Annotated in this window: 15 protein-coding genes and 2 tRNA genes; 12 read left to right on the forward strand and 5 right to left on the reverse strand. The window is 71.7% G+C overall.

The features are described 5' to 3' along the window. Position 1: 1 nt before the first annotated feature. Positions 2-1126 (reverse strand): M48 family metallopeptidase, encoded by a 1125-nt coding sequence (locus IEY91_RS14220; RefSeq protein WP_229696951.1) that lies wholly within the window; start codon positions 1124-1126, stop codon positions 2-4. A gap of 101 nt (positions 1127-1227) precedes the next feature. Here IEY91_RS14220 and IEY91_RS14225 point away from each other — a divergent pair, with 101 nt between their 5' ends. From IEY91_RS14225 to IEY91_RS14255, 7 genes are all read left to right on the forward strand, one after another. After that, positions 1228-1380, forward strand: a complete 153-nt coding sequence (locus IEY91_RS14225; RefSeq protein ID WP_189174225.1) for a hypothetical protein — start codon at positions 1228-1230, stop codon at positions 1378-1380. Between the two features lie 110 nt (positions 1381-1490). Then, positions 1491-1655, forward strand: coding sequence for a hypothetical protein (locus IEY91_RS14230; RefSeq protein WP_189174226.1), 165 nt, complete (start codon positions 1491-1493; stop codon positions 1653-1655). A gap of 68 nt (positions 1656-1723) precedes the next feature. Further along, positions 1724-2371, forward strand: a complete 648-nt coding sequence (gene nadD, locus IEY91_RS14235) for a nicotinate-nucleotide adenylyltransferase (RefSeq protein WP_164325112.1) — start codon at positions 1724-1726, stop codon at positions 2369-2371. Between the two features lie 37 nt (positions 2372-2408). After that, positions 2409-4226, forward strand: coding sequence for an LCP family protein (locus tag IEY91_RS14240; protein WP_189174227.1), 1818 nt, complete (start codon positions 2409-2411; stop codon positions 4224-4226). A gap of 99 nt (positions 4227-4325) precedes the next feature. Further along, a complete protein-coding gene (gene rsfS / locus IEY91_RS14245; RefSeq protein WP_164325116.1) occupies positions 4326-4784 on the forward strand; it encodes a ribosome silencing factor in 459 nt (152 codons plus the stop codon). Next, a complete protein-coding gene (locus tag IEY91_RS14250; RefSeq protein WP_189174228.1) occupies positions 4781-5422 on the forward strand; it encodes a histidine phosphatase family protein in 642 nt (213 codons plus the stop codon). Before rsfS ends, IEY91_RS14250 begins: the two co-directional genes overlap by 4 nt. A 116-nt stretch (positions 5423-5538) precedes the next feature. Next, positions 5539-5611: transfer RNA gene (locus tag IEY91_RS14255), tRNA-Ala, on the forward strand. Positions 5612-5690: 79 nt separating this feature from the next. Here the strand turns inward: IEY91_RS14255 and IEY91_RS14260 are convergent. Further along, the gene (locus IEY91_RS14260) at positions 5691-6596 is read right to left on the reverse strand and encodes a helix-turn-helix transcriptional regulator (RefSeq protein WP_373287943.1); all 906 of its coding nucleotides are present in this window, start codon (positions 6594-6596) and stop codon (positions 5691-5693) included. A gap of 193 nt (positions 6597-6789) precedes the next feature. Here IEY91_RS14260 and IEY91_RS14265 point away from each other — a divergent pair, with 193 nt between their 5' ends. The 3 genes from IEY91_RS14265 (at position 6790) to IEY91_RS14275 (ending at position 8655) form a co-directional block, all read left to right on the forward strand. After that, a complete protein-coding gene (locus tag IEY91_RS14265) occupies positions 6790-8154 on the forward strand; it encodes an MFS transporter (RefSeq protein ID WP_189174465.1) in 1365 nt (454 codons plus the stop codon). Positions 8155-8241: 87 nt separating this feature from the next. Next, positions 8242-8418: a hypothetical protein gene (locus IEY91_RS14270; RefSeq protein ID WP_189174229.1), complete on the forward strand. Its 177-nt coding sequence runs from the start codon at positions 8242-8244 to the stop codon at positions 8416-8418. Positions 8419-8421: 3 nt separating this feature from the next. Next, positions 8422-8655: a hypothetical protein gene (locus IEY91_RS14275; protein ID WP_016643127.1), complete on the forward strand. Its 234-nt coding sequence runs from the start codon at positions 8422-8424 to the stop codon at positions 8653-8655. Here IEY91_RS14275 and IEY91_RS14280 read toward each other — a convergent pair. Continuing rightward, a complete protein-coding gene (locus IEY91_RS14280; RefSeq protein ID WP_189174230.1) occupies positions 8624-9904 on the reverse strand; it encodes a glycosyltransferase 87 family protein in 1281 nt (426 codons plus the stop codon). The two genes, IEY91_RS14275 and IEY91_RS14280, sit on opposite strands and share 32 nt — an antisense overlap. A 114-nt stretch (positions 9905-10018) precedes the next feature. Between IEY91_RS14280 and IEY91_RS14285 the strand changes: the two genes are divergently transcribed. Next, a tRNA-Ala gene (locus IEY91_RS14285) sits at positions 10019-10091 on the forward strand. 115 nt (positions 10092-10206) lie between these two features. On the opposite strand, the gene IEY91_RS14290 is transcribed toward IEY91_RS14285, so the two are convergent. Together IEY91_RS14290 and IEY91_RS14295 are read right to left on the reverse strand one after the other, a co-directional pair. Continuing rightward, positions 10207-11796 (reverse strand): NADH-quinone oxidoreductase subunit NuoF family protein, encoded by a 1590-nt coding sequence (locus tag IEY91_RS14290; protein WP_164325122.1) that lies wholly within the window; start codon positions 11794-11796, stop codon positions 10207-10209. Beyond that, the gene (locus IEY91_RS14295; protein ID WP_229696953.1) at positions 11793-13286 is read right to left on the reverse strand and encodes a ferric reductase-like transmembrane domain-containing protein; all 1494 of its coding nucleotides are present in this window, start codon (positions 13284-13286) and stop codon (positions 11793-11795) included. The genes IEY91_RS14290 and IEY91_RS14295 overlap by 4 nt, the downstream gene beginning before the upstream one ends. Before the next feature lie 437 nt (positions 13287-13723). Between IEY91_RS14295 and leuS the strand changes: the two genes are divergently transcribed. Next, the gene (gene leuS, locus IEY91_RS14300; protein WP_189174231.1) at positions 13724-16666 is read left to right on the forward strand and encodes a leucine--tRNA ligase; all 2943 of its coding nucleotides are present in this window, start codon (positions 13724-13726) and stop codon (positions 16664-16666) included. Positions 16667-16891 lie beyond the last annotated feature (225 nt).

Consider the following 16891-nt stretch of genomic DNA (forward strand, 5'->3'; position numbering starts at 1 on the left):
GTTACTCGCCCGATGCCGGGCGGTCCGAGCCGCTGCCGCCGTTGCCCTGGCCGCCCGTGAACTTCCCGCGCAGCTTGCCGCCCAGGTCGCCCGCGCCGCCCGCGATGTCGGTGACCAGCTTCATCAGCGGGTCCTTGCTGCCGCGTACGTCATCGGCGTACGCGGACGCGGACTGGCGGAAGGAGTCGGTGACCGACGTGTCCTTGTCCTCGTCGCGGCGCGGGTAGTGGCCGTCCATGATGCGCTGGTAGTCGCGGGTCGCGGCCCACTTCTTCAGCTCGGCGGCGCGCACGGTGGTGAAGGGGTGCGAGCGCGGCAGCACGTTCAGGATCTTCAGTACGGAGTCGCGCAGGTCGCCGCCGGCCTCGTACTCCTCGGCCTGCTCCAGGAACGCGTCCACGTTCATCTCGTGCAGGTGGTTGCCGCCCGCGATCTTCATCAGGCCGCGCATGGACGCCTGCAGGTCCTGGCCGACGAGCAGGCCCGCACGGTCCGCGGACAGCTCCGACTTGCGGAACCACTCGCGCAGCGCCGTCACGATCGCCATGATCGCGACATTGCCGAGCGGGATCCACGCGACCTTGAGGGCGAGGTTGGTGAGGAACAGCAGGATCGTGCGGTACACCGAGTGGCCGGAGAGGGCGTGGCCCACCTCGTGGCCGACGACCGCGCGCATCTCCTCCTCGTCGAGCAGCTCGACCAGGCCGGTGGTGACCACGATGATCGGCTCGTCCAGGCCGATGCACATCGCGTTCGGCTTCGGGTCCTGCTGGACGTACATCGCGGGGACCTTCTCCAGGTCCAGGATGTAACAGGCGTCCCGCAGCATCGTGTGCAGGTGGGCGAACTGGGCGTCGGAGACGCGCACCGAGTCCGAGAGGAACAGCAGCCGCAGGCTGCGCTCGGGCAGCAGCCCGCTCAGCGCCTTGAAGACCGTGTCGAAGCCGGTGAGCTTGCGCAGCGCCACCAGGGCGGAGCGGTCCGCCGGGTGTTCGTACGCCCGGGAGGAGATCCCGGGGAAGCGCCTGCGCCGGCGGCTCGGCACGTTCTCCTGGCCGGTGCCGTCGCCCTCGGTGCCGTTGCCGTCTTTGTCGTGGTCGTTGCCGTCGTTCTTGCCGTTGGTCATGCCGGAGCCCCCATGTCGTGTCCTCGTTCCTGCCCCCGAGACGGTCCCCAGCCTAGGCGGAGATACCGTGACAGGGCAGCGCACAGAAGGAGTCATCCGCCATGGAGCACATCTCCGCAGCCCACGCCCTCGCCCTGGCCGCCGGGACACAGGACGACCCAGGCCTCGGCAACCTGCTGCGCGTCGTACTGATCGTGATGGTGGTGGGCTGCGTCCTGGTGGGCTGGCTGCTGCTGCGCGGGTACCGCAAGTAGCCCGCCCCGGCAGGGCGGCGTCGCCGCCGGGCGGGCTCCCGCATACGATGGGCCCGTCTTTATCCCGATCCCACATCCCCGTCCCACACCCCGGATAGGTCCTGCTGACGATGAGCCTCCCCAGCACCGCCACCGCCCAGCTCGTCTCCCTCGCCTCCGAGGGCGAGCACGCCGGCAACCACGAAAGCCTCAGCGCCTATGTCACCGGCGGCGGCGCCCTCTTCGTACTGCTCCTGCTGCTGTGGATCACCACCCGCTTCAACCGCGACCGCTGAGCCGTCGCGGCCCGGCCCCGGGCGGCTGAGACCGGGGCCCGTCGGCGGGGCCGGTAGTGTCTGCACGCATGGGAGAGCAGGACATGCCGACCGGCCCGCAGGGCGGCCCGGGCTCCGGCCCGTCGAGCACCGCCAAGCGCCGTCTCGGCGTCATGGGCGGGACATTCGACCCGATCCACCACGGACACCTGGTGGCGGCCAGCGAGGTCGCCGCCCAGTTCCACCTCGACGAGGTCGTGTTCGTACCGACCGGGCAGCCGTGGCAGAAGAGCGACAAGAACGTCTCGCCGGCCGAGGACCGCTATCTGATGACGGTCATCGCGACCGCCGAGAACCCGCAGTTCTCGGTCAGCCGCATCGACATCGACCGCGGCGGCCCCACCTACACCACGGACACCCTGCGCGACCTGCGCCGTCTCAACCCCGAGACCGACCTCTTCTTCATCACGGGCGCCGACGCCCTCGGCCAGATCCTCACCTGGCGCGACACCGAAGAGCTGTTCTCGCTGGCCCACTTCATCGGCGTCACCCGGCCCGGCCACACCCTGGCCGACCCGGGTCTGCCCGCGGGCGGTGTCTCGTTCGTGGAGGTGCCGGCCCTGGCGATCTCGTCCACGGACTGCCGTGCGCGCGTCGCCAAGGGGGACCCCGTCTGGTACCTGGTGCCGGACGGCGTGGTGCGTTATATCGACAAGCGCGAGCTGTACCGCGGCTAGTGAGCCGAGAGCGGCCAGTGAGCCGAGAGGGGCACCGGTGAACGACCGACAGTACGACCCTTATGCGGGCCAGGACCCGTATGCGGGTCAGTACGCGGGTGACGCGGCGGACCAGTACGAGGTCGTCGGGTACGACGAGTACGGGCAGCCGGTGTACCAGCTGGTGCGGCAGCACCCCCAAGTCCCGCCGCAGGCGGGGCCTTCGTACGACACGTATGCGGGGCAGCAGCAGTGGCCGCAGCAGCAACAGCCTCAGCAGCAGCATCAGGTGGAGCCGCAGGCGCAGGGGTACGGGTACGACCCGTACGCGCCTGCGGATCCCTATGGCACCGGCACCGGCACCGGCACCGGCGCCGGCACCGGCACCGGCGCCGGCACCGGCACCGGCACCGGCGCCGGCACCGGCGCCGGCACGGGTACCGGGGAGCAGGCCGGGTGGGTGCCGCAGCAGCAACAGCCTCAGCAGCAACAGCAGTCGCAGGCGCACCAACAGCCGCAGCAGGCCCACCAGCAGCAGTCGCAACAGCAGTCTCAGCAGCACCAGCCGTCCCCGGATTCGGACCTTTCGCCGGAGCAGTCTCACGAGCCCCGTGAGTACCGCACCGAGCAGTTCTCGTTCGTAGAGGAGCCCGACGAGGACTCCGAAGACGTCATCGACTGGCTCCAGTTCACCGAGAGCCGCACCGAGCGGCGCGAGGAGGCCAAGCGGCGCGGCCGCTCGCGCGTCGTCGCGCTGGTCGTGGTGCTCGCGCTCGCCGTCGTCGGCGGCGCCGGCTACCTGTGGACCGCGGGCAAGCTGCCCGGCCAGTCGGACGAGAAGTCCGGCGGGCAGGCCGCGGCCGGACCCCAGAAGCGCGACGTGGTCGTCGTCCACCTGCACAACACCAAGGGCGGCGGCACCTCCACGGCCCTCCTGGTGAACAACACCACCACCAAGCGCGGCAACACCGTCCTGCTGCCCAACTCCCTCGCCCTGACCGGCGACGACGGCGCGACGACGCTCGCCAAGTCCGTCGAGGACGACGGCTCGACCGGTACCCGCGAGGAGATCGACACCGCGCTCGGCACCCATGTCGAGGGCACCTGGCGCCTGGACACCCCCTACCTCAACAACCTCGTCGAGCTCGTCGGCAACATCGACATCGACACGAACGCCGACGTACCCGACCCGAAGGCGAAGAAGAAGGGCCAGGCGCCGCTCGTCAAGAAGGGCGAGCAGCAGACCCTCAGCGGGCCGATGGCCGTCGCGTACGCCACCTACCGCGCGCCCGGCGAGGCCGAGACCGCGCAGCTCACCCGGTTCGGGCAGGTCATGCAGGGCGTGCTGCGCAAGCTGTCGTCCGACCCGCAGGCCGCGACCGTCACCGTGCAGTCGCTCGCGCAGATCCTCGACCCGTCCCTGAAGGAGAAGGACCTCGGCGGCTTCCTCGCCAAGCTCGCCGACCGCGCCAAGGGCGGCGACTACGCCACGGCGCTGCTCCCGGTGCAGCAGGACGGGACGCTGACGGACAAGGCCAGCGCCAGCGTGGTCAAGGACGTCCTCGGCGGTGTCGTGAAGAGCCCCGAGCAGGGCGCGGCCGTGCGGGTCGGTGTGAAGAACGCCACCGGCGAGAAGAGCGCCACCGAGAACGCCCGCATCGCCCTGGTCAACGGCGGCTACACCTTCGTCGACAGCGGCTCAGGCTCCGGGGCGTCGACGTCGTCGCAGGTCACGTACGCCGACGCGGACAGGAAGGCGGAGGCGGAAGAGGTCGCCAAGACCCTCGGCCTGCCCGCGGGCGCCGTCCGCAAGGGCAAGGCGGCGCCGAACGCGGACGTGTCCGTGGTGCTCGGCGGGGACTACGACGCGGGGTGAGCCGCGGCCGTGGAAGGCGGCCGGAAACAATCTTCTGGGGAGCCGTGCGCGGTCCGTGAGACCCTTGGTGGGTATCGCCCATCTGAAGGAAAGTCTCTAGTGACCGCCACGGACCGCTCCACCGAGCTCATCACCGTCGCCGCCCAGGCGGCCGCCGACAAGCTCGCGCACGACATCATCGCGTACGACGTCAGCGACGTGCTGTCGATCACGGACGCCTTCCTGCTCGCATCCGCGCCCAACGACCGCCAGGTCAAGTCGATCGTCGACGAGATCGAGGAGCGCCTCAACAAGGAGCTCGGCGCCAAGCCGGTGCGCCGCGAGGGCGACCGAGAGGCCCGCTGGGTCCTCCTCGACTACGTCGACATCGTGGTGCACGTCCAGCACAGCGAGGAGCGTGTCTTCTACGCGCTCGAGCGCCTGTGGAAGGACTGCCCCGAGATCGACCTGCCGGCCGACGCCAAGGCCACCCGCGGCAAGGCCGCCGAGCACGCCGACCGGCAGCAGGCGGCCGAGGAGGCCGGAGCCCTGCGCGAGCTGGGCGGTGAGCTTCGGTGAGCAACCGCGGCTGCCGGATCATCCTGTGGCGGCACGGCCAGACCGCGTGGAACCTGGAACGCCGCTTCCAGGGCACCACGGACATCGAGCTGACCGACACCGGCGTCGCCCAGGCCCGGCGCTCCGCCCGGCTGCTCGCCTCGCTGAAGCCGGACGCGATCATCGCCTCCGACCTGAAGCGGGCCGCCGCCACGGCCGCCGAGCTGGCCGCCGTCACGGGCCTGGACGTCACCCACGACGAGTCCCTGCGCGAGACCTACGCCGGGGCCTGGCAGGGCCTGACCCACGACGAGATCATCGCCCGGCACGGCGAGCAGTACGCCGCGTGGAAGCGCGGCGAGCCGGTGCGCCGCGGCGGCGGTGAGCTGGAGACCGAGGTCGCCGACCGCGCCGCGCCGGTCGTCCTGCGGCATGCCGAGAAGCTGCCCGACAACGGCACGCTCGTCGTGGCCAGCCACGGCGGCACGATCCGCACCACCATCGGCCGCCTCCTCGGCCTGGAGCCGCACCACTGGGAGAGCCTCGGCGGGCTCACCAACTGCTGCTGGTCGGTCCTAGGCCAGGGCGCGCGCGGCTGGCGCCTGATGGAGCACAACGCGGGCACGCTGCCGGAGCTGGTGCTCGGCGACGACGACTAGCCTCCGGCGTGTCCCGACGGAAGCCCAGGTCACCGGTGCCGGTGACCGGATTTCACATTCGGGCAGGTCGCAGGCTAAAGTTCTTCTTGTTCGCCCGCCGAGCGGGAAGAACATACGGGGCTATAGCTCAGTTGGTAGAGCGCCTGCATGGCATGCAGGAGGTCAGGAGTTCAATTCTCCTTAGCTCCACATTTTCGGTCCCGCCCTCATCAAGAGGGCGGGACTTTTTGCTGTCCCGGCTCACGCCCCCGGCCGCCACCCGCACGCCCTATGCGCCCCGCCGCAGCGTCCGCAGCCGCTCCGTGCGCCTCCGTGTCTCCTCGTCGTCCGGTGTGTACGCCACGATGCGGCACTCCGGCATGCCGTTGATCGACAGCGACACCGACGTCATCCGCAGCTCGCCGACCGCCTCGTGCCGGAACGTCTTCACCCGCGGCCCCGGCGGCACCACGTCCCCGCTCGCCCACAGCCGCGCGAACTCTGGGCTGGCCGCGGACAGTTCCCGTATGAAGTCCTCCCAGACGGGCTCGCCCACATGCCGGCCGTACGCCCCGCGCAGCGTCGCCACCATCACCGGCAGCTCCGAGTCCCGGAACACCAGCGGGCAGTGCGGCTCGGGCACGACGAACAGGGTCCACAGCACGTTGGACACGCCTATCGCCTCGATCGCCGGGCCCACGAAGACGTCTTGGTAGGCGGGGTTGGTGGCGAGGATGTCGTACCGCGAGTTGTAGACCACCGCCGGGTGCGGGTCCAAGGCGTCGATGATGCCCTGGATCTCCGGGCCGACCGCGTTCGCCGTGGCCTCGCGGCGCGCTACGTGGGGCACCTCCGCGAGGTGGTACAGATGCTCGCGCTCCGCCTTGTCCAGGCGCAGGGTGCGGGCGACGGCGTCCAGGACCTGGGCGGAGGCGTTGATGGGGCGGCCCTGCTCCAGCCACGTGTACCAAGTGACGCCGACGCCGGAGAGCTGGGCTACCTCCTCGCGGCGCAGGCCCGGGGTGCGGCGGCGCGGGCCGGGCGGCATGCCCACGTCGGCCGGGGTGACGCGGGCCCTGCGGCCGCGCAGGAACGCGGCCAGCTCGGAACGGCGGCGGGTGGTGGCCGGGGTGGGTGCCGGCGCCGCCGTCGTCTCCGTTGTCCCCCTGATGTCCATCGTTGTCACATCCCCCATCGTCCGTGCCCGGCCCGGTCCTTGCCAGGTGCTGTCAGTACCAGCATCAGAGGGCTCTCACTACCTGTACCGAGCCACGGCCACCCTCAAAGGCATGACGACAACGACCCCGCCGGTGGCGAACCCCGCCTCAACTCCTGGATCCAGTAAAGACCCCGGCACTGACAATCGCCGCGGCCGACTCCTCGCGGTCGTGCTCACCGCCCAGTTCATGGCTCTGCTCGACGTGTTCATCGTCAACGTCGCCGCGCCCACGATCCGCGTCGAACTGCACGCGTCCGGCGCCGGACTGCAACTCGTCATCGCCGGCTACACCATCTCGTACGCCGTCCTGCTGATCACCGGCGCGCGCCTCGGCGAACGGCTCGGCCACCGCCGGGTCTTCCTCGCCGGGCTCGCCGTGTTCACCGCCGCCTCGCTCGCCTGCGGGCTGAGCCAGAGCACCGGCCAGCTCATCGCGTTCCGGCTCGTGCAGGGCGCGGGCTCCGCCGTCCTGATCCCGCAGGTGCTCAGCCTCATCCAGCGGAACTTCACGGGCGAGGCGCGGATGAAGGCGCTCGGCGCGTACTCGGCGGTGCTGGCCACCGGTGCCGTCGCCGGGCAGGTCGTCGGCGGAGTCCTCGTCAGCGCGGACCTGTTCGGCGCCGGCTGGCGTCCGGTGTTCCTGGTGAACGTGCCCGTCGGCGTGGCCCTGCTGTTCCTCGCGGCGCGCGTGCTGCCCCGCGACGACCGCAGCGAGCCGGGGCGTGCGCGCGGGCTCGACCTGCCGGGGCTTGTGCTGCTCGGCGCCGCCGTCTCGCTGTTCACGGTGCCGCTGGTGCTCGGTGAGCAGGAGGGCTGGCCGCTGTGGACCTGGGTGTCGCTGGGTGCGTCGGTCGTGCTCTTCGCGCTGTTCTGCCTCTTCGAGGGGCGCCTCGCCCGGCGCGGCGGGGCGCCGCTGATCTCGCCGCGGGTCCTGCGCGTGCCGGGCATGAGCCTGGCCGTGTTCCGGCTCGGCGCGGTGATGGCGGTCAACTCCGGGTTCCTGTTCGTGCTCTCCCTGCATCTGCAGGGCGGTCTCGGCTACAGCGCGCTGCGCGCGGGGCTCACGTTCGGGCCGTCCGGGGTGGTCTTCGGCGTGGTCGGCCTGACCTGGCGCAAGTGGCCCGCCGTGCTGCAACGGGCGCTGATTCCGGGCGGGTTCGCGCTGGCGGCGCTCTCGTGCGTCGCGGTGGGGCTGCTGCTGCGGGACGGCGGCGACGGCGGGGCGTGGGTCTACGTGGCCTTTGTGGGCGGCGGCGTGGGGATGTCGCTCGGATTCAGCCCGACCCTCACGCGCGCCCTCGCGGCGGTCGGCCCGCAGGACGCGGCGGACGCCAGCGGTTTCCTCGCCACCGTCACCCAGCTCGGACAGCTCACCGGCGTCGCCGTCTTCGGCGCGATTTTCCTCGGCCGGATTGAGTCACAGGGGGCTCCTGGGGCGTATTCATCGGCGGACGCGCTCCTGGTGTGCTTCTACGCGCTCGCCGCGGCGGCGGCCCTGGGCGCCGTGTCCGGACTGGTACGTATGCGTCGCTGACCGGCTCGCCGTGGTCGTGGCAGAATCGACGGACCGGAAGGGACTGGACCACTGCGCCGACGGTGACCGGACGGGAGGGAGAGCGCGATGCCTGCGAGCATCTTCGAAGAGGCCGGTGGCCTCCTCGAAGCGGCGGACACACGGGCCGGCGACGCCACGCTCCTGCACTGCCCTTCCTGCGGCTCGGCCCATGTGGCCCAAGTCCTCGGCGACAACGGCGGAGTCAGTTACGTGTGCACGGCCTGCGGCCACATCTGGAGCTGATCGATGGGTGCACACAGGCGTAAATGCGACTGGTGCGGCAGCGGTACGCCGATCGTCCGCGACATGGAACCGGTCAACCCGGACTACCAGTACTGGTGCGAGGAGTGCGCGCGGGCGCTGATCATAAAGGGCGACCCCATCGAGACGTACCGCGAACTCGAAGGGGAGCCGATCTACGGCCGCCTCCTCGACGAGCACTGCACCCTCAAGCGCTTCTACTCCTTCGCCACCGCTTGACCCTTCCGGCCGGCCTCCCGGGGGCCGTTCCTGTGCGCCCTCTCGTACGCCCCAGAGCAGTGGCCGCGGCGACGGCGAGGAAGCCCCCGGCGGCCAGCGGATAGACCGCCGACAGCGTCATCTGGCCAAAGTCCTGGGAGAGTTCCGGCCGCCCGGGGCGGTGCGGCACCCACCACAGGGCGTACGAACAGAACGTCACGGCGAACCCGCCCGCCGCCGCCCACCGCGCCGCGCCACCCCGAGACACCCCGCGCGTCCACAGCAGCAGCGCCATCGGCACGCACCACACCCAGTGGTGCGACCACGACACGGGGCTGACGAGCAGCGCGGTCGCCGCACAGGCGGCGACGCCCCAGGCGCGCTCCCCGCGCACCGCCGCGGCCACCGCGACGGCGAGACCGGCCACGCACACCACCACCGCCCCGGCCGCCCACCACACCCCCGGCTCCGGGGTGTGCAGCAGCCGGGCGAGCACGCCGCGCACCGACTGGTTCGCGGTGTTCTCCGTCCGCCCGGCCCGGCCCGCCTCGAAGACCACCCGGGTCCAGAAGTTCCGCGAGTCGTCCGGCAGCACCACCGCCGTGACCGACGTCGCCCCCAGGAACGCCCCGGCGGCCACGCACGCGTGCCGCACGGCAGGCCGCCACACCCCGCGCCGTACCGCCGCGACAGTGCCGACCACCAACAAGAAGACCGCGAACAGTGCGGGCGTCAGCTTGATCGCCGCGGCGATCCCGATGCCCATACCCGCCCACCGGTGCCCCGGGCGCCGCGTCAGGTCCCACAGCACCAGGACGGCCAGCAGCAGATTGACCTGCCCGTAGCGCAGCGTCGTCCACACGGGCTCCGACCAGACCGCCAGCGCCGACACCCACAGAGCGGTCTCCACGCGCGCGTGCCCGCGCACACCGACCAGGCACAGCGACAGCCGTACGAACGCCACAAGAAGAAGCAGGTTCCCGAGTGTCGCGAGCGTGCGCATGTCCGCCGGGTCGAGCAGCGTCAGCGGTGTGAACAGCAGCGCCGCGAACGGCGGGTAGGTCATGGGGAGGTCGTAGTCGGTGGCACGCATCGCGTACAGATCGGCCCCCGCGTGGACGGCGCCGCCCTCCGCGCGGTAGACCATCAAGTCGATCATCGAGACGTCGGCCGCGCGCTGCACGGCCCAGAAGACGGCGAAGGAGAACAGGCAGGCCCCGGCGGCCAGAGGCACACGGCGGCGGACGACGGCGGTGGCGAGCACGGTCACGAGGCGGGACGGTAGCGACCGTGTGTGTCCGGGACGGAAACGATTTGGTGGACCACGGGGGTGACCGTGTAATGTTTGCGGAGCCGCCGGGGAAACCGGGCGGAGCAGCAGCAAGGGGCTATAGCTCAGTTGGTAGAGCGCCTGCATGGCATGCAGGAGGTCAGGAGTTCAATTCTCCTTAGCTCCACAGCAGATGAGCGGGCCACCCGGATCGGGTGGCCCGCTTTTCGTGTGCCTGCTTTTCGTGCCCCTGCTCTTCGTGTGTCTGCCTTTCGTGCGCCCTCTTCAGGGCGCACGGCGCGCTACTGCCGTCCGCTGCCGAGCGCCCTGCGGCTTCGGCCGCGCGGCAGCATCGGCAGGGCCGTGGGCGGCGGCGGGGCCGCCCCGGGGGCCTCCTCGAGGCGCAGGGCGAGCGCGGGACAGCGGCGCACCGCACGCTGGGCGCGCGCCTCCGAGTAGCGCGGCACCGAGGCCTCCGCGACCGAGGGAAAGCCGTCCGGGCCGAGCTGGATCAGCTCCGGCACGATGTCCGCGCACAGCCCGTGGCCCTGGCACAGCGTCCAGTCGACGGCGAGCCTGCGGCCGCTCGACGCCTCACCTCCAGGGCTGTCGTCCTGGAGCGGCAGCACGCCCTCCACAGGGCGGCCGCAGCCGTCGCCCAGGACATGCGCGGCCAGATCGTCCGTGAACGCCGCGATCGAGGACTCGATGAATGCCGCCGAGCCGTCCGGGTGCTTGCACGCCCCGCGCCGCTTCACCGCCCGCGTCACCTCGCGCAGCGCCTCCAGGGCGGTCGGCCCGCCGCCGTCCAGGACGTCGGCGAGGCCGCGCGCGGCGGCCGGCAGGCCCAGGTAGCAGGGGCCGCACTGACCGGCGCTCTCGGCCGCCAGCCAGTTCGCCACGTGCAGGGCCTCGCCGAGCGGACAGGTGCCCGGACCGATCGGCAGGACCGCGCCCGCCCCGAGCGCGCCCCCGCAGGCCTCCAGAGCGGCCCGGGAGACCACCGCGTCGTGCGCGGTGACCGCGTCCAGCCACTTGCCGTGATAGCCGCCCGTGAGGACGCCTTGCGGCAGCGGCGGAGCGCCGGCGAGCTGCAGGACGTACCGAAGCGGCACACCCGTCGGGACCTCAAGGACCATGGGCCGCGCGACCGCTCCGGAGAGGGTGAGGAGCACCGTGCCGGGCTCGTCGCGCAGGCCCGTGCGCCGGTAGCGGTCGGGGCCGATGCGGGCGGCGACGGCGAGCTGCGCGAAGGTCTCCGCGTTCGACAGGAGCGTGGGCGCGCCGCCCACTCCGGAGTCGGAGGTGCGGACCTTGCGCCCCGGGGGCAGCGGTGGGCCGCCGTCCGCGGAGCGCACCAGTGCCGAGGACTCGCCGGTGACCATGCGCACCGGGTTGCGCTGCACGCGCGCGCGAAGGCTCGATCCGCGCCGGTTGCCGAGGCCGCGCTCGGCGAGCGCGGACTGCATCGACGCCTCCGTGGAGTCACGCGTGACTCCGATGACGAGGGTGCGGGCGCCGAGGGCCTCGGCGGCCAGGAGGGCGCCGTCCAGGATGAGGTGCGGGGCGCGGTTGATCAGGACGGTGTCCTTGCGGCACGCGGGCTCGTCCTCGCTGCCGTTGACGACCACCACGGGACGTACGCCACGGCGGATCGCGGACTCCGCGACGGCCCGCAGCTTCTTGGCGAACGGGAAGCCCGCGCCGCCGCGGCCGCGCAGCGAGATCTGTTCGGCCAGCGACGCGAGGTGCTCGCCCGCGATCGGTTCCAGCGGGCCGTGCACCTTGAGGTGCATGGCCAGGTCGAGGCGCTCGACCAGATCGAAGCCCGAGGTCAGGAGTGGAAGCCCGACGACGCGGACTTCGGGGACGTCGGGCAGGGACGCGTTCACTTGCTGCCTCCGGTGGACGCGTTCCAGGGTTCGCCCGTGCTGGGCGCCTGGAAGGGGCCGGGTAGCTGTTGGGTGGCGGGGCCGTCGCCGTACGCGCTGTCGCGCACGGGGTCGTGGGCGGGCTCCCGTACGGGGTCGTACGAGGCCTCGCGCACCGGCGAGGGGTAGGCCGGGGCGGGCGGTTCGTAGCGGGGCCCGGGCCCCGTGGCGTACGGATCGGGGCCGAGGGAGCCGAATCCCCTGTCTCCGTAGTCGTGTTGGGTGTCCAGGCTGTCCAAGGTGTCCAGGAAGGGGTCGTGCCCTGCGTCCGAGGGGTCGTACCGCGTGTCTACGGAGGGGTGGCCCGGGACGGCGGTGTCGTATCGCGTGTCTACGGAGGGGTGGCCGCCGTATCCGTTGTCTACGGAGTCGTGCGGGAACGGGGTCGACGGGGCCTCTGCCGGCGGTGGGGGTGAGGGGGCCGGCCAGCGCGGGGCCATGGTGGGCAGGGCCTCCGTGGGCTGGAGGTCCAGGGGGAGGGCCGCGTCGGGGTCGGAGGGCGTGGCCAGGGCGCGGTAGGCGGCGGCGATGCCGACGACCGGGGTCTGGTCGGGCGGGGCGGTGACGCGGCCCGAGGCGGTGCCGGGCAGCGGGGCGGACGCGGTGTCCCGGGTGGGCGTGCCGGGCTCGCGGCGCCGGGAGCGGCCGGGAGCGGGCCGGGCGTCCGGGTCCAGGAGGGCGAAGATCCGGGCGGCCACCTTGCGCTTGACGGGGCGCGGGGCCGCGCGCAGCGCCACCGCCCCTGCGACCGCGACCAGGCACAGGCAGTACATGACGACCACCCACGGCTTCGGGGCGCGGCCCGCGTACAGACCGTGGACCAGGGCCGCGCACCAGGCCGGGTAGGCCAGCATGTGCAGCGCCCGCCACCGGGAGGCGACCTGGACCGGTGAGGCGAAGGCGCTGCGCAGGGCGCCGGTGACGCTGGTGGTGATCATGAGGAGCCCGGCGAGCGAGCCGAGGCCGATGAGGCCGTCGCTGCCCGAGAAGCCGAGGCCGAACGGCACCAGGGCGCCCACGAACGACACGTGGTCGAGCGCGAGCTTCACGGTGCCGTGCAGGAGCAGGAAGCCCACCGAGGCGATCGCTGTGGCCCGGTGCACGGCCTGGGCGAGCAGTCGCTGGCGGGAGCGCAGGAAGAGCCGGTCGGAGGCGACCAGGCCCCACATCACCGAGGCGGTCAGGGCGACGAGCGACAGGACGCCGGTGGTGAAGTCGAGGGCGGCGCGGAAGTCGTCGCCGCCCGCGAACACGAGCAGGGGGATGAGCAGCAGCGCGGCCGTGGTGACGATGCCGCGGGCCGCTCTGCTCGGCTCGCGGAAGGTGGGGAACGCGGGCGCCGAGGGCGGCGCCGACGGCTGGAAAGACGCGGACGCCCGGGCGGAACGCGGCGGCGACGCGGGTGCGGCGGGACTCCTGGGACGCTTGCGGTGCGGGTTCAGAGGGTTCATGGGGGCGACTCCGAAATGGTTCGGTCGCCGCATGCTAAGTCGCGCCATACCAGCGGGTACGTGGTTTGAGTTATTGCGTTGTTATCAAAGTGCGACTCGATCTTGGTGTTGCCCCGATAGTGGGCGGTACGCGGGGTAACCCTTGGCCAAGGGTCGGGTTCCGGCCTCCATGGGGCGGGGTCCCGGGCTCGGCGAGGACGGGTCCCGGCATCCGCCCCGGGACCGGACAAAGCGCGTCGCCCCGCTCCGGAGCGCTGCGGTACCCTGACGCCATGCGTGCCGTACGCCTTCTGCTTAGCGGGCCGCGCTGATCAGTCCCGACCGCCCAGTGAGCGCGGTCGGAATCGGCGCGGCGTCCCCTCCTGTGCGAGGGGCATTTTTGTTTGGCCGTCCGGTCAATTCCGCAGGCAGAGACGATCGATGGAGCTTTGAGGACCATGAGCGAGACGAATTCCTTCGCCACTGCTGAAGGCGCTTCGGGCGCTGAAGGCGCCGGAGCCGCAGGAGGCGCCCCCTCGGCCGCCGAGGCGGCGGCACCGCACCGCTACACGGCCGCCCTCGCGGCCGAGATCGAGGCGCGCTGGCAGGACTTCTGGGACGCGAACGGCACGTACGAGGCACCCAACCCGAGCGGCGACCTGGCCGGCGACCGGGCGGTCGTCGAGCGGCCCAAGAAGTTCATCATGGACATGTTCCCGTACCCCTCCGGTGCGGGCCTGCACGTCGGCCACCCGCTGGGCTACATCGCCACGGACGTCTTCGCCCGCTTCCAGCGCATGACCGGCCACAACGTCCTGCACTCCCTGGGCTTCGACGCCTTCGGCCTGCCCGCCGAGCAGTACGCCGTGCAGACGGGCACGCACCCGCGCGTGTCCACGGAAGCCAACATCGAGAACATGAAGGCGCAGTTGCGCGCCCTGGGCCTGGGCCACGACAAGCGCCGCTCCTTCGCGACGATCGACCCGGACTACTACAAGTGGACCCAGTGGATCTTCCTGCAGATCTTCAACTCCTGGTACGACGACGAGGCGAAGAAGGCCCGCCCCATCGCCGACCTGATCTCCCAGTTCGACAGCGGTGAGCGCGCCGTACCGGACTCCACGCGCGCGTGGCACGAGCTGAACGCGACGGAGCGCTCCGAAGTCCTGAGCGGCTTCCGCCTGGCCTACGCCTCCGACGCCCCCGTCAACTGGTGCCCCGGCCTGGGCACCGTCCTGGCGAACGAGGAGGTCACCGCCGACGGCCGCTCCGAGCGCGGCAACTTCCCCGTCTTCAAGGCCAAGCTGCGCCAGTGGAACATGCGCATCACCGCCTACGCCGACCGCCTGCTGGACGACCTGGACGCGCTGGACTGGCCTGAGGCCATCAAGCTGCAGCAGCGCAACTGGATCGGCCGCTCCGAAGGCGCGCGCGTCGACTTCCCCGTCGGCTCCGGAGACGACGCCATCACCGTCTTCACCACCCGCCAGGACACCCTGTTCGGCGCGACCTACATGGTCCTGGCGCCCGAGCACGAACTGGTCGACGCGATCGTCCCGGCCGCCTGGCCCGAGGGCACCCACGACGTGTGGACGGGCGGTCACGCGACCCCCGCCGAGGCCGTCGCCAAGTACCGCGCGTTCGCCGCCGCCAAGTCCGACGTGGAGCGCCAGGCCGACGCCAAGGAGAAGACCGGCGTCTTCACGGGCGCGTACGCGACGAACCCCGTCAGCGGCGAGCAGGTCCCCGTCTTCATCGCCGACTACGTCCTGATGGGCTACGGCACCGGCGCCATCATGGCCGTCCCGGCGCACGACTCCCGCGACTTCGCCTTCGCGCGCGCCTTCGAGCTGCCGATGCGCTGCGTCGTGGAGCCCTCGGACGACCGTGGCACCGAACCCGCCGCGTGGGACGACTCCTTCGACTCGTACGAAGCGAAGATCATCAACTCGTCCGGCGCCGAGGTCTCCCTGGACGGCCTGGTCGTCGTCGACGCCAAGGCGCGCATCACGGAGTGGCTGGAGCGCAAGGGCATCGGCCGGGGCACCGTCAACTTCCGTCTGCGCGACTGGCTGTTCAGCCGCCAGCGCTACTGGGGCGAGCCCTTCCCGATCGTCTACGACGAGGACGGCGTGGCCCACTCGCTGCCCGACTCGATGCTGCCCCTGGAGCTGCCGGAGGTCGAGGACTACTCGCCGCGCACCTTCGACCCGGACGACGCCGACACCCAGCCGGAGACCCCGCTGTCCCGCAACGAGGACTGGGTCAACGTCACCCTGGACCTGGGCGACGGCGCCGGTCCGCGCCGCTACCGCCGCGAGACCAACACCATGCCCAACTGGGCCGGTTCGTGCTGGTACGAGCTGCGCTACCTGGACCCGCACAACGACCGGCAGCTGGTCGCCCCCGACATCGAGCGCTACTGGATGGGCCCCCGCGCGGGACAGCCCACCGGCGGCGTCGACCTGTACGTGGGCGGCGCCGAGCACGCAGTGCTGCACCTGCTGTACGCGCGCTTCTGGTCGAAGGTCCTGTTCGACCTGGGCCACATCTCGTCCGCCGAGCCGTTCCACAAGCTGTTCAACCAGGGCATGATCCAGGCGTACGTCTACCGCGACAGCCGCGGCTTCCCGGTGCCCGCCACCGAGGTCGAGGAGCGCGACGGGAAGTTCTTCTTCGAGGGCGAGCCGGTCAAGCGCGAGCTGGGCAAGATGGGCAAGTCCCTGAAGAACGCCGTCACTCCGGACGAGATCTGCGAGGAGTACGGCGCGGACACGCTGCGTCTGTACGAGATGGCGATGGGCCCGCTGGACGTCTCGCGTCCGTGGGACACCCGCGCGGTGGTCGGCCAGTACCGGCTGCTGCAGCGCATGTGGCGCCTGGTCGTCGACGAGGCCACCGGCGAGGTCACCGTCACGGACACCGAGCCGGACGAGGACACGCTGCGGGCGCTGCACAAGGCGATCGACGGCGTGCGCCAGGACCTGGACGGCATGCGGTTCAACACCGCCATCGCCAAGATCACCGAGCTGAACAACCACCTGACCAAGGCGGCGGGACCGGTGTCCCGCTCCGTCGCCGAGCGCCTGGTCCTGCTGGTCGCCCCGCTGGCCCCGCACATCGCCGAGGAACTGTGGCGCAAGCTGGGCCGCACCGACTCGGTCGTCCACCAGGACTTCCCGGTCGCCGACCCCGCGTACGTCGTGGACGAGACCGTGACCTGCGTCGTGCAGATCAAGGGCAAGGTCAAGGCCCGCCTGGAGGTCCCGCCGGCCATCTCCGACGAGGAACTGGAGAAGGTGGCCCTGGGCGACGAGCGCGTGGTCGCGGCGCTGGGCGGGGCGGGCATCCGGAAGGTGATCGTGCGGGCGCCGAAGCTGGTGAACATCGTCCCGGCCTAGGTCGGAAGGATGTTCAGGCCTGGGTCGGAACGATGTTCAGGCCTGGGCCCGCCGGGGCCTGGGCCCGCGCCTTCGCGGCAGACGGTCTTTCGCGGCACGCGGCCCTTCGCGGCAGGCGGCCAACTGCGCGCCTGCCGAAGCGCATCGGGGTAGTCCCCTACGGGCAGCTTGGGGGTTCCGCTGGAACCCTCGGGCTGCCCGTTGCGTTTACCGTGGAGAAGGTCG

It is taken from the genome of Streptomyces lasiicapitis (assembly GCF_014646335.1).
In the GTDB taxonomy this organism is placed as follows: domain Bacteria; phylum Actinomycetota; class Actinomycetes; order Streptomycetales; family Streptomycetaceae; genus Streptomyces; species Streptomyces lasiicapitis.

What these genes read in the sequence shown, in the direction of transcription:
- IEY91_RS14295 (WP_229696953.1), bottom strand. Translation starts at nt 13,286, where the DNA reads ATGAACCCTCTGAACCCGCACCGCAAGCGTCCCAGGAGTCCCGCCGCA.
- IEY91_RS14260 (WP_373287943.1), bottom strand. Translation starts at nt 6,596, where the DNA reads ATGGGGGATGTGACAACGATGGACATCAGGGGGACAACGGAGACGACG.
- IEY91_RS14270 (WP_189174229.1), top strand. Translation starts at nt 8,242, where the DNA reads ATGCCTGCGAGCATCTTCGAAGAGGCCGGTGGCCTCCTCGAAGCGGCG.
- nadD (WP_164325112.1), top strand. Translation starts at nt 1,724, where the DNA reads ATGGGAGAGCAGGACATGCCGACCGGCCCGCAGGGCGGCCCGGGCTCC.
- IEY91_RS14225 (WP_189174225.1), top strand. Translation starts at nt 1,228, where the DNA reads ATGGAGCACATCTCCGCAGCCCACGCCCTCGCCCTGGCCGCCGGGACA.
- IEY91_RS14275 (WP_016643127.1), top strand. Translation starts at nt 8,422, where the DNA reads ATGGGTGCACACAGGCGTAAATGCGACTGGTGCGGCAGCGGTACGCCG.
- leuS (WP_189174231.1), top strand. Translation starts at nt 13,724, where the DNA reads ATGAGCGAGACGAATTCCTTCGCCACTGCTGAAGGCGCTTCGGGCGCT.
- IEY91_RS14230 (WP_189174226.1), top strand. Translation starts at nt 1,491, where the DNA reads ATGAGCCTCCCCAGCACCGCCACCGCCCAGCTCGTCTCCCTCGCCTCC.
- IEY91_RS14220 (WP_229696951.1), bottom strand. Translation starts at nt 1,126, where the DNA reads ATGACCAACGGCAAGAACGACGGCAACGACCACGACAAAGACGGCAAC.